Genomic DNA, 13,840 nt, shown 5'->3' with positions numbered 1-13,840 from the left:
CGGCTCCGGCGGCTCCGGTCGCACCGGCTCTGCCGCGTCCCCGTCCGGGAACGGCGACGGCGGGACCGCATCGGACGGTGGCGCCGACGGACAGCGGGCGTTGAGCGCGGCCGAATGGCGGGCCGCCACGAAGGAACTCGCGCGGGTGGAGCGCAAGCTGGACTCGGTGACGGCACGCGAGTCGGAGCTGCACGCCGCGCTCGCCGAGGCCGCCACCGACCCGGACCGGCTGATGCGCCTCAACACCGAACTCAAGGAGGTGCGCGCGGAGAAGGACGAGCTGGAGCGGCGGTGGCTGGAGACCTCCGAGGCGCTCGAGTAGAACGGGCCCGGGTTAAGGTTTACTCATGAGTCGGTTCGTGGAGACGATGGTCGCCACCGCGAACGCGGGTGGTCGGCAACGCGGCATGGTCACCGGTGAACCCCGGGAACCCGTGCGCAGGACGTGGTTCGAGGTGCATCAGCGTGCGCGGAGCCTGGCCGGTGGCCTGGTCTCCAGCGGACTCGAACCGGGTGCCGCCGTCGCCGTGCTGGCGGGTGCCCCCGAACTGATCGCTCCCACCGTGCAGGGCACCTGGCTGGCGGGCGGCAGTGTGACGATGCTGCACCAGCCCACGCCGCGGACCGACCTCGCCCGCTGGGCCGAGGACACCCTCACCGTGCTGCGGATGATCGGCTCCCGCCTGGTGGTGCTGGGAGAGCCGTTCGACGCGCTCGCGCCGGTACTGGACGAACACGGCATCGAGTACCGCATGATCACCGACCTGGTGGAGGCGGAACCGCTGGCCGAACCGGTGCCGGTGGGCGAGGACGCGCTGGCGCTGCTGCAACTGACGAGCGGGTCCACGGCGGAGCCGAAGGCCGTCAAGATCACGCACGGCAACCTGCACTCCAACATCACGGCGATGGTGGAGCGCGCCGAGTTCGACTTCGCCACCGACGTGATGGTGTCCTGGCTGCCGACCTTCCACGACATGGGCATGGTCGGCTTCCTGACGGTGCCGATGACCTTCGGCGTCGAGCTCGTCAAGATCACCCCCGTCGAGTTCCTCAGCGGTCCGCTGGTGTGGCCGGAGCTGATCAGCCGGTACCGCGGCACCACCACCGCCGCGCCGAACTTCGCCTACGCCATCGTCGGCCGCCGACTGGCCAGGGTGGACGACGACGACGCCTACGATCTGTCGAGCCTGCGCATCGCGTTGAACGGGGCCGAGCCCATCGACCCGGCCGCGGTACGGACCTTCACCGAGGCGGGCGCGCGGTTCGCGATGTCGCCCGAGTGCGTGTTCCCCGCCTACGGGCTGGCCGAGGCCACCCTCGCGGTGTCCTTCGCGCCGCTGTCCACGGGACTCACCGTCGACGTGGTCGAGGCCGAGGCCCTCGAGGCGCACGACCGCGCGGTCGCGGTGCCGGAGGACGATCCGAGCCGGGACACCGACGAGGTGCGGTCGTTCGCGGTGCTCGGACGTCCGCTCGACGGACTCGAGGCGCGCATCGTCGGCGACGACGGCGAACAGCGCGGCGAGCGTGAGGTGGGCGAGATCCAGTTGCGCGGTGAGGCCGTGACACCCGGATACCTCACTGTGGACGGTCCGGTCGACACACAGGACGCTCACGGCTGGTTCGCCACCGGTGATCTCGGCTACCTCGTCGACGGGCAGATCGTCATCTGCGGCCGGGCCAAGGACGTCATCATTCTCGGCGGCCGCAATGTCTACCCCACCGACATCGAACGCGCGGTCGGCGAAGTCGAGGGCGTCCGCGCGGGCAACGCGGTGGCGGTGCGGATCGACGCCGGAACCCGCCGCGAGCGGTTCGCCGTCGTCGTGGAGTCCGCGGCCTCCGACGACGAGGAGGCGGAGCGGGACCTGGTCAAACGGGTCACGGCCCGGGTGCGGGACGCGGTGGACGCCCGGCCGTACGCGGTGCTGGTGCTGCCGAAGGGCAGCCTGCCCAAGACGCCGTCGGGCAAGGTGCGGCGTGCCGCGACGGCCGAGCAGTACCGGGAGCGCATCGACGCCAAGGCGTGAGTGCGCTAGGTCCGGAGCCGCCGCCACCGGGGCCGCCTGACGTGCGTGTGCTCCAGGGCCGGAGCGACGTAGACGGCGGTGCCGGGCTCGCGCGTGGCCAGCGCCCGCTCGACGATGCGCAGGAAGGCGTCGACGGCCGTCGGGTCGTAGCCGTCCCGCCTGCCCATGGGCGAGAGGGTGAAGGCGACGTGGTGCACGTCGGCGGCGGTGACGGTGTCGCGGCCCTCCAGCGTGGCCGCGACACGGGAGAGGAAGGCGTCGACCTGCATCCGGTTGTAGCCGCGTGTGCCGAAGGGTGCCTGTGGAAACCACGCCCTGTCGACGTCGGAGGCCGTGAGTTTCATCTGCCACCGTCCGAGGTCCGCGGGGCCGCCCGGAACGCACCGCCGCGGGCGAGCCGCTCCCGCGCGTCGTCAAGGAACTCGTCGACCTCGCGCTCGTCGTAGCCGCGCCTGCCGAGCAGGGGGCGTCCGAACTGGACGCGGTCGATGTCCGCGGGCGTGAGCCCGCCCCGGCCCGCGAGCGCGCGCTCGATCCGGCGCACGAAGGCATCGACCTCGGTCTTCGAGTAACCACGCCTGCCCAGTGGTGCGTTGCCGAACTCGACCTGGCTGAGGTCGTCTGCGGTGAACGACATGGGACCTTCCTCGGGACTCGTGACGCTTCGGCGCGCAACGGAACTCGTTACGCCTTTCGACTATGCGTAACGACCTAGCCACGAGGAGTGGGAGGAAAACACCGGTCACCGTGCCGATGCCTCGCCCGGGTGGTGCTGACCACCCGGACAGGCGATACTCGGGGGACGCGGCCATGCCGGCCGAGAGTGGCGGCCGACGCGGCGGCGCCGCGTCGTTCAGCGCGTGTGGAAGGCGTTCTGCGCCGCGGCGAGCCCGCGGTCGACCAGCGTCTCGACCGCGTCCGCGCAGCGGTCGACGTGGTAGGCGAGATCGCGGCGCTCGGCCGCCGAGAAGTCCTTGAGCACGTAGTCGGCCGGGCTCATGCGGCCCGGCGGGCGGCCGACGCCGAAGCGCACGCGGTAGTAGTCACGCGTGCCGAGCGACGTGGTGATGGAACGCAGTCCGTTGTGGCCGTTGTCGCCGCCGCCGAACTTGAGTTTCAGCACCCCGTAGTCGACGTCCAGCTCGTCGTGGACCACGACGACGGCGTCGGCGGGAACGCGGAAGAAGCGCGCCACGCCCGCCACCGGACCGCCGGAGAGGTTCATGTAGGAGCGGGGCTTGGCGAGCACCACGCTGTGCCCGCCGAGGCGGCCCTCGAGGATCTCGGCGCCGCTGGAGTGCGCCTTGAACGTCCCGCCGACCCGTGTGCCGAGCTCGTCGAGTACCCCGAAGCCGATGTTGTGCCGGTTACCCGCGTAGCGCGGGCCGGGGTTGCCGAGACCGACGAGCAGCACCCGCTCGCCGGCTCCGGGTCGGTCGTCTCCCACGGCGGAACTCCGGTTCCGTGTCCTGGTGCGTCGTGCCTTACTCGGCCTTGTTCTCCTCGGTCTCGGACTGCTCCTCGACCACACCGGCGCCCTCGGTGTCCACCTCGGCCTCCATGGCCTGCTCGCTCGGCGCCTCGCTGACCACGGCGACGAGGTGCTCGCCGTCGGTCACGAGGGTCGCGCCCCGGGGCAGCGGCACCTGCGAGGCCGCGATCTGCGTGCCGGACTCGGCGCCGTCCACCGAGACCTCAAGGTGCTCCGGGATGTTCAGCGCGTCGACCTCGACCTGGACGGTGTCCAGCTCCTGGTTGACCAGCGTGCCGGGGCCCGCCTGGCCGGTGACCGTGACCGGGACGTCCACGGTGACCTTCTCGCCGCGGTGGACCATGAGCAGGTCGACGTGCTCGATGTAGTTCTTCAGCGGATGCACGGTCACGGTCTTGGTCAGCGCCAGCTCCGTGGACTTCGTGGTCGCGCCGGTGACGTCGAGGGTGAGCACGGCGTTCTGGCCGTTCTCGCGGACCACACGGGCGAACTCGATCGCAGGCAGCGTCAGATGCCGCGGGTCCGCGCCGTGGCCGTACAGCACCGCGGGAATCTTGCCTGCGCGTCGCGTGCGGCGCGCGGCGCCCTTGCCGAACTCGGTGCGCGGTTCGACCGTCAGACGTACCTCGGACACGGGGATGCACTCCTTGCGGGGCTCGGAAAAACGTTGCTGTGGCTGTCCGGCGGCGAGTCCGCCGACGTGCGCGCACGACCGGCCCTCGAAAAGCCGCCGCGTCGATCACGTCTGGCGCCGTGCGACTTCTCGACGGCGCCAGCCTCGCCGAGACAACCCCCACAGTCTAGGCCAACCGATCTCGCCGCCCGCAGGTGCCCCGGCCCGCGCGGCGCGTTGTCCGGCCGTCAAGGCCTCCTTCACTGCGCTCAATGCAGTGAAGGAGGCCTTGACGACATGCCAACGGTGGCGGTGGCGGGGGTCAGGCGCTGCCGTCGAAGAGGCTCGTCACCGAGCCGTCCTCGAAGACCTCCTGGATCGCGCGGGCGAGCAGCGGCGCGATGGAGAGCACGGTCAACTTCGAGAACCGCTTCTCCTCCGGGATGGGCAGCGAGTTCGTGATGATCACCTCGCGCGCCCGCGAGTTGGCGAGGCGCTCGGTCGCGGGGTCGGACAGGATGCCGTGGGTCGAGGCGACCACCACGTCCGAGGCGCCCCCGTCCAGCAGCGCCTCGGTGGCCTTCGTGATCGTGCCCCCGGTGTCGATCATGTCGTCGATCAGGACACACAGCCGGTTCTCGACGTTGCCGACGACGCGGTTGGCCACGGCCTGGTTCGGCTTGTCCGGGTCGCGCGTCTTGTGAATGAACGCGATCGGCCGGTCGCCGAGCTGCTGGGCCCACTTCTCCGCCAGCCGGACACGGCCGGAGTCCGGCGAGACCACCGCGATGTCCTGGTCGCCGTAGTGCTCGTTGATGTAGTCGGCGAGCACGTTCTGCCCGTGCAGGTGGTCCACAGGGCCGTCGAAGAAGCCCTGGATCTGGGCGGTGTGCAGGTCGACCGTCAGGATGCGGTCGGCACCCGCGGTCTTGAACAGGTCGGCGATCAGACGCGCCGAGATCGGCTCACGGCCCTTGTGCTTCTTGTCCTGCCGCGAGTACGGGTAGAACGGCATGATCACGGTGATGCGCTTGGCGCTGCCGCGCTTGAGCGCGTCCACCATGATGAGCTGCTCCATGATCCACTCGTTGATCGGCGGGGAGAAGCTCTGGAGGACAAAGGCGTCGGAGCCCCGCACCGACTCCTCGTACCGCACGTACAGCTCGCCGTTGGCGAAGCTGTGCAGCGTCTGCGGGGTGATCGTCACATTGAGGTTCTTGGCCACCTCTTCGGCGAGTTCGACATGCGAACGGCCGGAGAAGAGCATCAGGTTCTTCTTCGGCGTGCCGGATTTCGGGCTCATGCTGGCGACTCCCCGTCGGTCTCGGTTTCCTGCTGCGCGGCGAGTGCCTTCTCCGCTGCCTCCGCCGCGGGGGTACCCGGCCTGCGCCGGGCCACCCAGCCTTCGATGTTGCGTTGTGGCGACCCTGAGACCGCCAGCGCGCCCGGCGGCACGTTCCGGCGGATCACCGTCCCGGCACCACTGTAAGCGCCGTCACCCACGGTGACCGGCGCGACGAACATGGTGTCCGAGCCCGTCCTGACGTACGAGCCGACGACGGTGTGCTGCTTGTCCACCCCGTCGTAGTTGACGAACACGCTGGAGGCACCGATGTTGCTGTGCTCGCCGATCGTCGCGTCCCCGACATAGGTCAGGTGGGGCACCTTCGTGCCCCGGCCGATGTCGGCCTTCTTCGTCTCCACGAACGTGCCGATCTTGCCGTCCGCGCCGAGGCGGGTGCCCGGGCGCAGGTACGCGAACGGCCCCACCTGGGCCCCCTCGCCCACGAAGGACTCGCTGCCGTGCGTGCGCACGACCGACGCGCCCGCGCCCACGGTCACGTCGGTCAGTGTCGTGTCCGGCCCGATCCGCGCGCCCGCGCCGACCGTGGTGGCGCCGTGCAACTGGGTGTTCGGGGCGAGCACGACGTCGGCGTCGAGGGTGACGTCCGCGTCGAGCCACGTGGTCGCGGGGTCCACGACGGTCACGCCCGCGCGCTGCCAGTGCCGCACGATGCGCCGGTTCAGCTCGGCGCCCAGTGTGGACAGTTGCACACGATCGTTGACGCCCTCGGTCAGCCAGGGGTCGTCCACGACGAGCGCGCCGACCCGGCCGCCGTCGGAGCGCGCGATGCCGAGCACGTCGGTCAGGTACAGCTCGCCCTGTGCGTTGTCGCTCGACAGCCGGGACAGCGCGTCGGCCAGCACGGCGGCGTCGAACGCGTAGACGCCCGAATTGATCTCGGTGATCTCCCGCTGCGCGGCGTCGGCATCGGCGTGTTCGACGATGCCCGCCACCTCGCCGTCGCCGTCGCGCACGACGCGTCCGTACCCGCCCGGGTCGCCGACCACCGCTGTCAGCACGGTCGCGGCGTTGCCGCGCTCGGCGTGTTCGGAGAGCAGACCGCGCAGGGTCGGCGTGTCCAGCAGCGGCACGTCGCCGTAGGTGACCAGCACCGTGCCGGAGCCGGTGGAGGCCAGTTCGCCCAGCGCGCACGACACCGCGTGGCCCGTGCCGTCCTGGCGCTCCTGCACGGCGGTGTGTACCGGCCTGCCGAGCGTGTCCGACACCCGGGACAGGTGCTCGGTCACGGCCTGCCTGCCGTGGCCGACGACCACGACGAGGCGCTCGGGGTCGAGGCCGTCGGCCGCGCGCACCGCGTGCTCGATCAGCGGTCTTCCCGCGATCGGGTGCAGCACTTTCGGAAGGGCGGAACGCATGCGGGTGCCCTCACCCGCGGCGAGAATGACTGTGCTCAGCGGGCCGGTCACGGCACTCCTCAATCAGCACGGGTTTCACGACGGGCCACGATCCTACGTCGGCCCCTGTGCCCCCGCCGCCGGGTCGGTCGTCCGGGTGTGCGCCGCACCATGGTCGGCCGGGCCGCCGTCGGCGGCGCCGGAGGCGATCCGGTTCCCTCCTCGGCGTTTCGCCTGATACATCGCCGCGTCCGCGCGGGAGAGAACCTCCTCGGCGCGTTCCTGCGCGCGCAGCGCCACCAGCCCGACCGACAGCGTCACACCGTGGGACAGGTGGCGGGGAAGGGAGGCCACCGAGCGGACCGCCCGCGTCAGTGCCTGGGTCGCCGCGGGCATCGGCGCGCCGGGCAGCAGAATGATGAACTCGTCGCCGCCGTAACGCGCGACGATGTCGTCACCGCGCAGCGCGTCCCGCAGGGTGCTGGCCACCACCCGCAGTACGTCGTCGCCCTCGGCGTGCGAGTGCTGGTCGTTGACGTCCTTGAACCCGTCGAGGTCGACCAGTGCGACCGCCAGTGGCTCCGTCGAGGTCGAGACCGCCAGTGTGTGGAGCCGCTCGTCGAGTGCGCGCCGGTTCGGCAGGCCGGTGAGGGGGTCCTGCATCGCCTGCTGGGTGATCGCACCGTGCTCGGCGGAGAGCCGTTCGTGCTCCCGCCGGGTGTTCAGCGTGGCGATCTGCGACATCCGCAGTGACCACAGTTCGTCCTCGAGCGCGACGACGTAGTCGCACAGCAGTCCGGTCGGAGGGGGCAGGACGGCGTCGTCGCCGGCCGTCGTCCGTCCGGTGGCCTGCTCGGTCGTGTCCGCGTCCCCCAGCTCGGTGGCCTGCGGAGCCTGTGGCTCGGTGGCCTGCGGAGTCTCCGGCTCCGTGCCGCCGGACATGTCCGAACCCGTGCCGCCGGGCACCCCCGTACCCGTGCCGCCGGGATCGCCCGAAGCCGGGACAGCGGGCTCGCCAGGAGCCGCGGGGCCGCGCTCGCCCGGAGTCGAGGCGCGCGAGGTCGCCGTCTCCGGCGCGGCGCCACCGGCGCCGGTTCCCTCGTCGCGCTCCGGCCCGGTGTCCCCGTCGCACTCCGGTCCGGTCACCCCGAGCGTGGCCAGCTCACGGATCAGGTTCAGCCGCAGCGACGGCTGCGAGGTGTCCTCGGCCTCGGTCTTGCGGCCCTCCAGCAGCACCTCGACCGCCTCGTCCCGGCGTCCGTCGGCGACCAGGCACCGGGCCAGCGCGATGGCCACCAGAATGCTGGAGTGCGGATAACCCTGTTCCGAGGAGAGTCTGCGCAGTCGTTCGACGTGGGCGGGTGAGGGCGCGGCCAGCGCCAGGGAGGCGGCGAGCACCCCCACCTGCTCCACGGCGGGCACACCCGGGCTGCGCGGGAACAGGGACTCGGCGAAGGGCGCCTCGGCGGCGATGGTCATCGACGCGGCCGTGCGGAACTTCTCGCCCGCCTCCTCGTCACGGCCGACGCGTTCCAGGCGCAGTCCCCAGCCCAGCAGCATCTTCACCCGGTTCATGAGCTGGAGGGTGATCTCGTGCGGTCCCGCGCTGGACCGGATCGCCTGATGGGCCCGGGAGATCATCTCCTCGGCTGCCTCGTAGACGCCGAGCTGGTTGAGCACGATCCAGCAGTCGTTGAGCGCGGAGGCCAGCAGCCGGTCCCAGGCCCGGCGGCCGAGGTGCACCTCAGGGGCGGGTGCGTCGTCGAGCAGCGCCAGTGCCCGCGCGATCTCGGTGAGCGCGGCGTCCTCGTGGGCGTCCAGGACCAGCAGCCGTCCGCGCAGGGCGTGGGCGTCCGCGCGCAAGAGGGCGAGGCCGTGCCGCTTGGTGTGGGCGAGCATCTCGTCGAGCAGGGGCTCCGCCTCCCGGGCGAACCCGCGTGTGACGAGCCGGGCGAGCGCGGTCGCGCGCAACAGCTGCGCCACCAGCACCGGTTCCCCGCGCCGGCGCGTCTCGGCCAACAGTTCGTCGAGCGTGGCGGCGACCCGCAGCTGTTCGGAGCGTTCGGTGCGCTGGACGGTGGCGATCAGCTCGCGGGCACGGCCCAGTACCCAGGCGTCGGACATGTCCCCGAGCGCCGGGTCCCGATCGTCGTCGTCCCAGTCCTCGCCGTGCAGCCGGTCCACACCCCTTCTTCGCCTCCTGGCACGTCAGGAGTCGATCTGCTCCGCCGCCAGGGCTCGAACCTGGACTGTCAGAACCAAAATCTGAAGTGCTGCCCATTACACTACGGCGGATCGCGCCTGGTCAGGATAGCCAAACGAGGATCGGGTACTCACGGGCGGGGCGGTACGGCACCGGTCAGGCTCTCCCCAACGGGTCGTGACCTCCTGTACCGTAACCTACGGAGACGTAGGTAAGGTCCCCCTTGCCTGGCTATTTCGTGGGAAGAAGTGAGACATGACGGCCACCCTGGATGACTCGGCGGCGAAGAGCACGCGAGGTCCCAAGCCGATCCTCGACGGAAAACGGGGTCCCGGCGTGCAGCTCTCGGTGTACTTCGGCGTCATCGCCCCGCTGGTCGCGCTCGCGGCCGCCGTCCCCTTCGCCTGGGGCTGGGGCTTGACGTGGGTCGACGTCGGACTGTTCGTCCTGTTCTATGCCATCAGCGGACTCGGGATCACGGTGGCGTTCCACCGCTACTTCACGCACGGCTCCTTCAAGGCCAAGCGCGGTCTGCGGGTGCTCATGGCGGTCGCGGGCAGCATGGCCGTGCAGGGGCCGCTGATCACCTGGGTCGCCGACCACCGCAGGCACCACGCCTTCTCCGACCGGGAGGGCGACCCGCACTCGCCGTGGATGTACGGCACCTCACCGGCGGCGCTGGCGAAGGGCTTCTGGCACGCCCACATGGGCTGGCTGTTCGAGCGCGACGTCAGCAACGCCGCACGGTTCGCCCCGGACCTGCTCAAGGACCCGGCGATGCGCAAGGTCGACCAGCTGTTCTGGCTGTGGACGCTGCTGTCGCTCGTGCTGCCCGGCATTCTCGGCGGCCTGCTCACCTGGTCGCTGTGGGGCGGCGTGACCGCCTTCTTCTGGGCCGGGCTCGTGCGTGTGTGCGTGCTGCACCACGTCACGTGGTCGGTGAACTCGATCTGCCACATGATCGGCGAGCGTCCGTACTCCGCGCGGGACCGCTCGGCCAACTTCTGGCCGCTGGCGATCTTCTCGTTCGGCGAGTCGTGGCACAACCTGCACCACGCCGACCCGACCTCGGCCCGGCACGGCGTGCGGCGCGGGCAGATCGACATCTCGGCGCGGCTGATCTGGCTCTTCGAGAAGCTCGGATGGGCCTACAACGTGCGCTGGCCGACCCCCACCCGGCTCAACAAGCTGGCCGTGGACGGTGAGTGACGACCGAGGCCGGTCGCGACGGCCGGGCCGTCCCTCGTCACGACGGCCGGGCCGTCCCTCGTCACGACGGCCGGGCCGTCCCTCGTCACGACGGCCGGGCCGTCCCTCGTCACGACGGCCGGGCCGTCCCTCGTCGCCGATGGCGACGGCGCCCCACTAGGCTGCCGCCGGTGGCAGCCAGGCGCAGAGCGAAGCGGGACGCGGTCGCCGGGGCACCCCCGAACACCCCGGCGGCCCGCGTCCGCATGACCGGAGCCGAACGCAGGCAGCAACTGCTCGACGTGGCGCGGGCGTTGTTCGCGGAGAAGGGCTTCGACGGAGCGTCGATCGAGGAGATCGCCCACCGGGCCAACGTGTCGAAACCGGTGGTCTACGAGCACTTCGGCGGCAAGGAGGGCATCTACGCCGTCGTCGTGGACCGCGAGACCCGGTCGTTGCTCGACCGGATGGTCTCGACCCTGCACGGGGGGCACCCGAGGGAGCTGCTCGAACACGCCGCCGACGCGCTGCTCAGCTATGTCGAGGAGTCACACGACGGGTTCCGCATCCTGGTGCGGGACTCTCCGGTGGCGAGTGCGACGGGCACCTTCTCCACTCTGCTCAACGACATCGCGGGGCAGGTCGAGCACGTGCTCGCCCACGAATTCGACGCGCGCGGCTACGACGACAAGCTGGCGCCCCTCTACGCCCAGGCGCTCGTGGGCATGGTGGCCCTGACCGGGCAGTGGTGGCTCGACGCGCGGAAACCGAAGCGGCACGAGGTCGCCGCGCACCTGGTCAACCTCGCCTGGAACGGGCTTTCGCACCTGGAACACAAGCCCCGGCTGCGACTGACCGGCCGGGACTGACGCGCGTCGGCAGGGACCGTGGTGTCCCGAAGTGGACCGACGCGCCGCCGCGGCTGCTCCCTCGCCCTCGGCCCCTCGGCCCCTTGGCTCCTTGGGCCCTCCGCCCCCGCGCCTTCTCGGCCCTCAGCCCTCGCTCGGGGTCACGCGGAACACCGCGTCGTCCGCACCGTCCGACGTCGTCACGTAGAGCGAGTCGTCGGGCGCCCTGCGCACGGCCCGCAGGCGCCCGAACCGGTCGTCGAACTCGGGCGGGAGCACCACCTCGGTGATCTCGGTGCCCGCGTCGTCGAGGTCGAACAGCAGCATCTTCTGCCCGCGCAGGGCGACCACCGCGAGCATCCCGTTGAGCTCGCCCCACTCCTGTCCGGACACGAACGCCGCCCCGGACGGGGCCTCGGTGGACGACTCGCCGGAGGTCCACAGCGGCGGCACCGCGTCCGGGAACCGGCCGAGGTCGGTCATCGGCACGTCCTCGTCGTAGGAGCCGGTCGAGCCGCCCTGCGACGGGTCCCAGCCGTAGTTGCCGCCCGCCTCGATCCGGTTCACCTCGTCGAACCCGGTGGGCCCGTGCTCGGAGGCATACACCCGCCCTGTGCCGGGCCGCACGGCCACTCCCTGCACGTTGCGGTGCCCGTAGCTGTAGACGCGCCGTTCGTTCGGGTCGTCCGAGGAGGCGAACGGGTTGTCCGGCAGGCCCTCGCCGGTGTCCGGATCGATCCGCAGCACCTTGCCGCCGAGGCTCGTCCGGTCCTGCGGGATCGTCGGGTCGTCGGCGCTGTCTCCGGTGCCGACCAGGAGCGCGCCGTCGGGTCCGAACGTCGGACGGCACCCGGAGTGCCTGCCGCTGTCGTTGACCGGAAGCCCGGTCAGCAGGTCGTGCGTCCGGGTGGCGGCGCGCTCGTCGTCGGACAGGCGCCAGGTCACCAGCCGCACGTCCACGGCCGTCCCGCCGCGCTGATGCGTCTGGCAGGTGGTGAACTGCCGCGTCCGCTCGAAGTCGGGATGCACGACCAGGCCCATCAGTCCGCCCTCGCCCTCGACGAGGACGTCGGAGAAGTCGGCCTCGACGGGGGTGACCGTTCCGTCCCGGACGAGGACCAGCCGCCCGGGCCGCTCGGTGACCAGCACTCCGCCTCCGGGCAGGAACCCGACGTCCCATCCGTGTTCGAGGCCGTCGGCCACCTCCTCGACCCGCAGGCTCGTTCCCGGCGGGGTGGAAGTGGTGGTGGCCGCCTCTCCGGTCGTGGGGATGTCGGGATCTCCGGCACACGCGGTGCCGGAGAGGAGGAGCACAGCCAGGGCGACGAGGAGCGATCGGCGCGCGGACATGCGCTCCAGTGTGCCCCGGCGCTGGGTCGAGCGCCGGGTGGATCGGCACGTACCCTGGGGCACGGTGACCCCTGAGCCCTCGTCCCGGGCAGGGGTGTGTCTCGTGTGAGGGGAAGTAGACCTTCGTGACCACATCCACCGGATCCGCCGACCTCGCCGCGTCCGCGCACCCGGCCCCCCTGGCCGGTCTGCTCTCCGCGACCCTGCCCGACCCCGCGCTGAGCGGGGTCGTCGAGCGTGCGGGCGCCGGACTGCTCGACCTCGACGGCGCGCCCGCCAGCCGCCCGCTCGTCGTCGCCGCGCTCGCGGCCGAGCAGGGCGCGGACCGTCCCGTGCTGGCGATCACGGCCACCGGGCGGCAGGCCGAGGAGCTGACGACCGCGCTCGGCGGCATGCTCGGCACCGACGCCGTGGCCCACTTCCCCTCGTGGGAGACGCTGCCGCACGAGAAGCTCTCGCCCCGTGCCGACACGGTGGGCAGGCGGCTTGAGGTGCTGCGCAGGCTCGCCGCGCCCGGGTTGGACGGCCTCCGGGTCGTCGTCTCCACCGTGCGCAGCCTCATTCAGCCGATGGCGCCCGGGCTGGGCCGGTTGCACCCGGTACACCTGCGCGTGGGAGACGAGCACGACTTCTCCGAGTTGCTCGACCGGCTCGTCGATCTCGCCTACACCCGGGTGGACATGGTGGAAAAGCGCGGCGAGTTCGCCGTGCGCGGCGGCATCCTCGACGTGTTCGGGCCCACCGCCGACCACCCGCACCGGATCGAGTTCTGGGGCGACGAGGTCAGCGAGATCCGCGCCTTCTCCGTCGCCGACCAGCGCTCGCTGCCCGGTGAGGTGGCGGAACTGGTGGCCCCGCCCTGCCGGGAGCTGCTGCTCACCGCCGACGTCAAGGACCGCGCGGCCGGGCTCGCCGCCGAGCACGCCGGTGACGGGCAGCTGTCCGAGATGCTGACCAAGCTCGCGGACGGCATCCCCTGCGAGGGCATGGAGGCGCTGATCCCGGTGCTGTGCGCGGGGGAGCTCCAGCTGCTCACCGACGCCGTGCCCGAGGGGGCCCACGTCCTGCTCACCGACCCGGAGAAGATCGAGGCGCGGGCCCGTGACCTGGTTCGGACCGGTCAGGAGTTCCTCGAGGCGTCGTGGATGACCGCGGCCGACTCCGGCAAGGCGCCCATCGACCTGGGCGCCTCGGCCTACCGCGGCCTCGACGAGATCCGCGAGCGCGCGCGCGAGACCGGCCGCTGCTGGTGGACGCTCTCGCAACTGACCAGCGAGACCGACGTGCACCACGTGGCGATCGAGGCAGCGCCCGGCTACCGGGGAGAGGTCGACAAGGCCGCCGCCGATCTGCGGGCGCACACGGCCTCCGGCGGCGCGGGCGTCGTCGTCGTGGCGGGCGCGGGCACCGCCAAGC

The 13,840-nt window shown here is 71.6% G+C and carries 11 protein-coding genes, 1 tRNA gene and 2 pseudogenes; 5 read left to right on the top strand and 9 right to left on the bottom strand.

The window, feature by feature from the left end; translation table 11 throughout:
- Both SACSA_RS21805 and SACSA_RS0106210 read left to right on the top strand, forming a co-directional pair.
- A pseudogene (locus tag SACSA_RS21805) lies at window positions 1-322 on the top strand (ABC transporter ATP-binding protein); the annotation flags it as partial.
- Between the two features lie 25 nt (window positions 323-347).
- Complete coding sequence (locus SACSA_RS0106210) at window positions 348-2,030, top strand: fatty acyl-AMP ligase (protein ID WP_019814298.1); 1,683 nt, start codon at window positions 348-350, stop codon at window positions 2,028-2,030.
- Between the two features lie 5 nt (window positions 2,031-2,035).
- Here the strand turns inward: SACSA_RS0106210 and SACSA_RS0106205 are convergent, their stop codons facing one another.
- The 8 genes from SACSA_RS0106205 to SACSA_RS0106170 all read right to left on the bottom strand — a co-directional run bounded on the left by SACSA_RS0106205 (window position 2,036) and on the right by SACSA_RS0106170 (window position 9,130).
- Entirely contained in the window at window positions 2,036-2,374 is a 339-nt protein-coding gene (locus SACSA_RS0106205) for a DivIVA domain-containing protein (RefSeq protein ID WP_019814296.1), read from the bottom strand.
- Window positions 2,371-2,667, bottom strand: coding sequence for a DivIVA domain-containing protein (locus tag SACSA_RS0106200; RefSeq protein ID WP_019814295.1), 297 nt, complete (start codon window positions 2,665-2,667; stop codon window positions 2,371-2,373). The genes SACSA_RS0106205 and SACSA_RS0106200 overlap by 4 nt, the downstream gene beginning before the upstream one ends.
- A 216-nt stretch (window positions 2,668-2,883) precedes the next feature.
- On the bottom strand, window positions 2,884-3,477 hold the full coding sequence (pth, locus tag SACSA_RS0106195; RefSeq protein ID WP_019814294.1) for an aminoacyl-tRNA hydrolase: 594 nt from the start codon (window positions 3,475-3,477) through the stop codon (window positions 2,884-2,886).
- 37 nt (window positions 3,478-3,514) lie between these two features.
- Window positions 3,515-4,156 (bottom strand): 50S ribosomal protein L25/general stress protein Ctc, encoded by a 642-nt coding sequence (locus SACSA_RS0106190; protein WP_019814293.1) that lies wholly within the window; start codon window positions 4,154-4,156, stop codon window positions 3,515-3,517.
- A gap of 301 nt (window positions 4,157-4,457) precedes the next feature.
- The gene (locus SACSA_RS0106185; RefSeq protein WP_019814292.1) at window positions 4,458-5,438 is read right to left on the bottom strand and encodes a ribose-phosphate diphosphokinase; all 981 of its coding nucleotides are present in this window, start codon (window positions 5,436-5,438) and stop codon (window positions 4,458-4,460) included.
- Window positions 5,435-6,907 (bottom strand): bifunctional UDP-N-acetylglucosamine diphosphorylase/glucosamine-1-phosphate N-acetyltransferase GlmU, encoded by a 1,473-nt coding sequence (glmU, locus tag SACSA_RS0106180; protein WP_019814291.1) that lies wholly within the window; start codon window positions 6,905-6,907, stop codon window positions 5,435-5,437. Before glmU ends, SACSA_RS0106185 begins: the two co-directional genes overlap by 4 nt.
- Before the next feature lie 42 nt (window positions 6,908-6,949).
- Window positions 6,950-8,959, bottom strand: coding sequence for a GGDEF domain-containing protein (locus SACSA_RS21800; RefSeq protein WP_232212870.1), 2,010 nt, complete (start codon window positions 8,957-8,959; stop codon window positions 6,950-6,952).
- 99 nt (window positions 8,960-9,058) lie between these two features.
- Window positions 9,059-9,130 (bottom strand) — tRNA-Gln (locus SACSA_RS0106170).
- A 163-nt stretch (window positions 9,131-9,293) separates the two neighbouring features.
- On the opposite strand from SACSA_RS0106170, the gene SACSA_RS0106165 reads away from it, so the two are divergent.
- Window positions 9,294-10,247: an acyl-CoA desaturase gene (locus SACSA_RS0106165; RefSeq protein WP_019814289.1), complete on the top strand. Its 954-nt coding sequence runs from the start codon at window positions 9,294-9,296 to the stop codon at window positions 10,245-10,247.
- A 245-nt stretch (window positions 10,248-10,492) separates the two neighbouring features.
- Window positions 10,493-11,095 (top strand): TetR/AcrR family transcriptional regulator, encoded by a 603-nt coding sequence (locus SACSA_RS0106160; protein ID WP_019814288.1) that lies wholly within the window; start codon window positions 10,493-10,495, stop codon window positions 11,093-11,095.
- 123 nt (window positions 11,096-11,218) lie between these two features.
- Here the strand turns inward: SACSA_RS0106160 and SACSA_RS0106155 are convergent, their stop codons facing one another.
- Complete coding sequence (locus SACSA_RS0106155) at window positions 11,219-12,424, bottom strand: PQQ-dependent sugar dehydrogenase (RefSeq protein ID WP_019814287.1); 1,206 nt, start codon at window positions 12,422-12,424, stop codon at window positions 11,219-11,221.
- A gap of 179 nt (window positions 12,425-12,603) precedes the next feature.
- Here SACSA_RS0106155 and SACSA_RS24430 point away from each other — a divergent pair.
- Window positions 12,604-13,840, top strand: a pseudogene (locus SACSA_RS24430) (transcription-repair coupling factor); the annotation flags it as partial.

It is taken from the genome of Saccharomonospora saliphila YIM 90502, assembly GCF_000383795.1.
Taxonomy (GTDB): domain Bacteria; phylum Actinomycetota; class Actinomycetes; order Mycobacteriales; family Pseudonocardiaceae; genus Saccharomonospora; species Saccharomonospora saliphila.
This window is presented reverse-complemented; position numbering and strand designations above follow the sequence as displayed.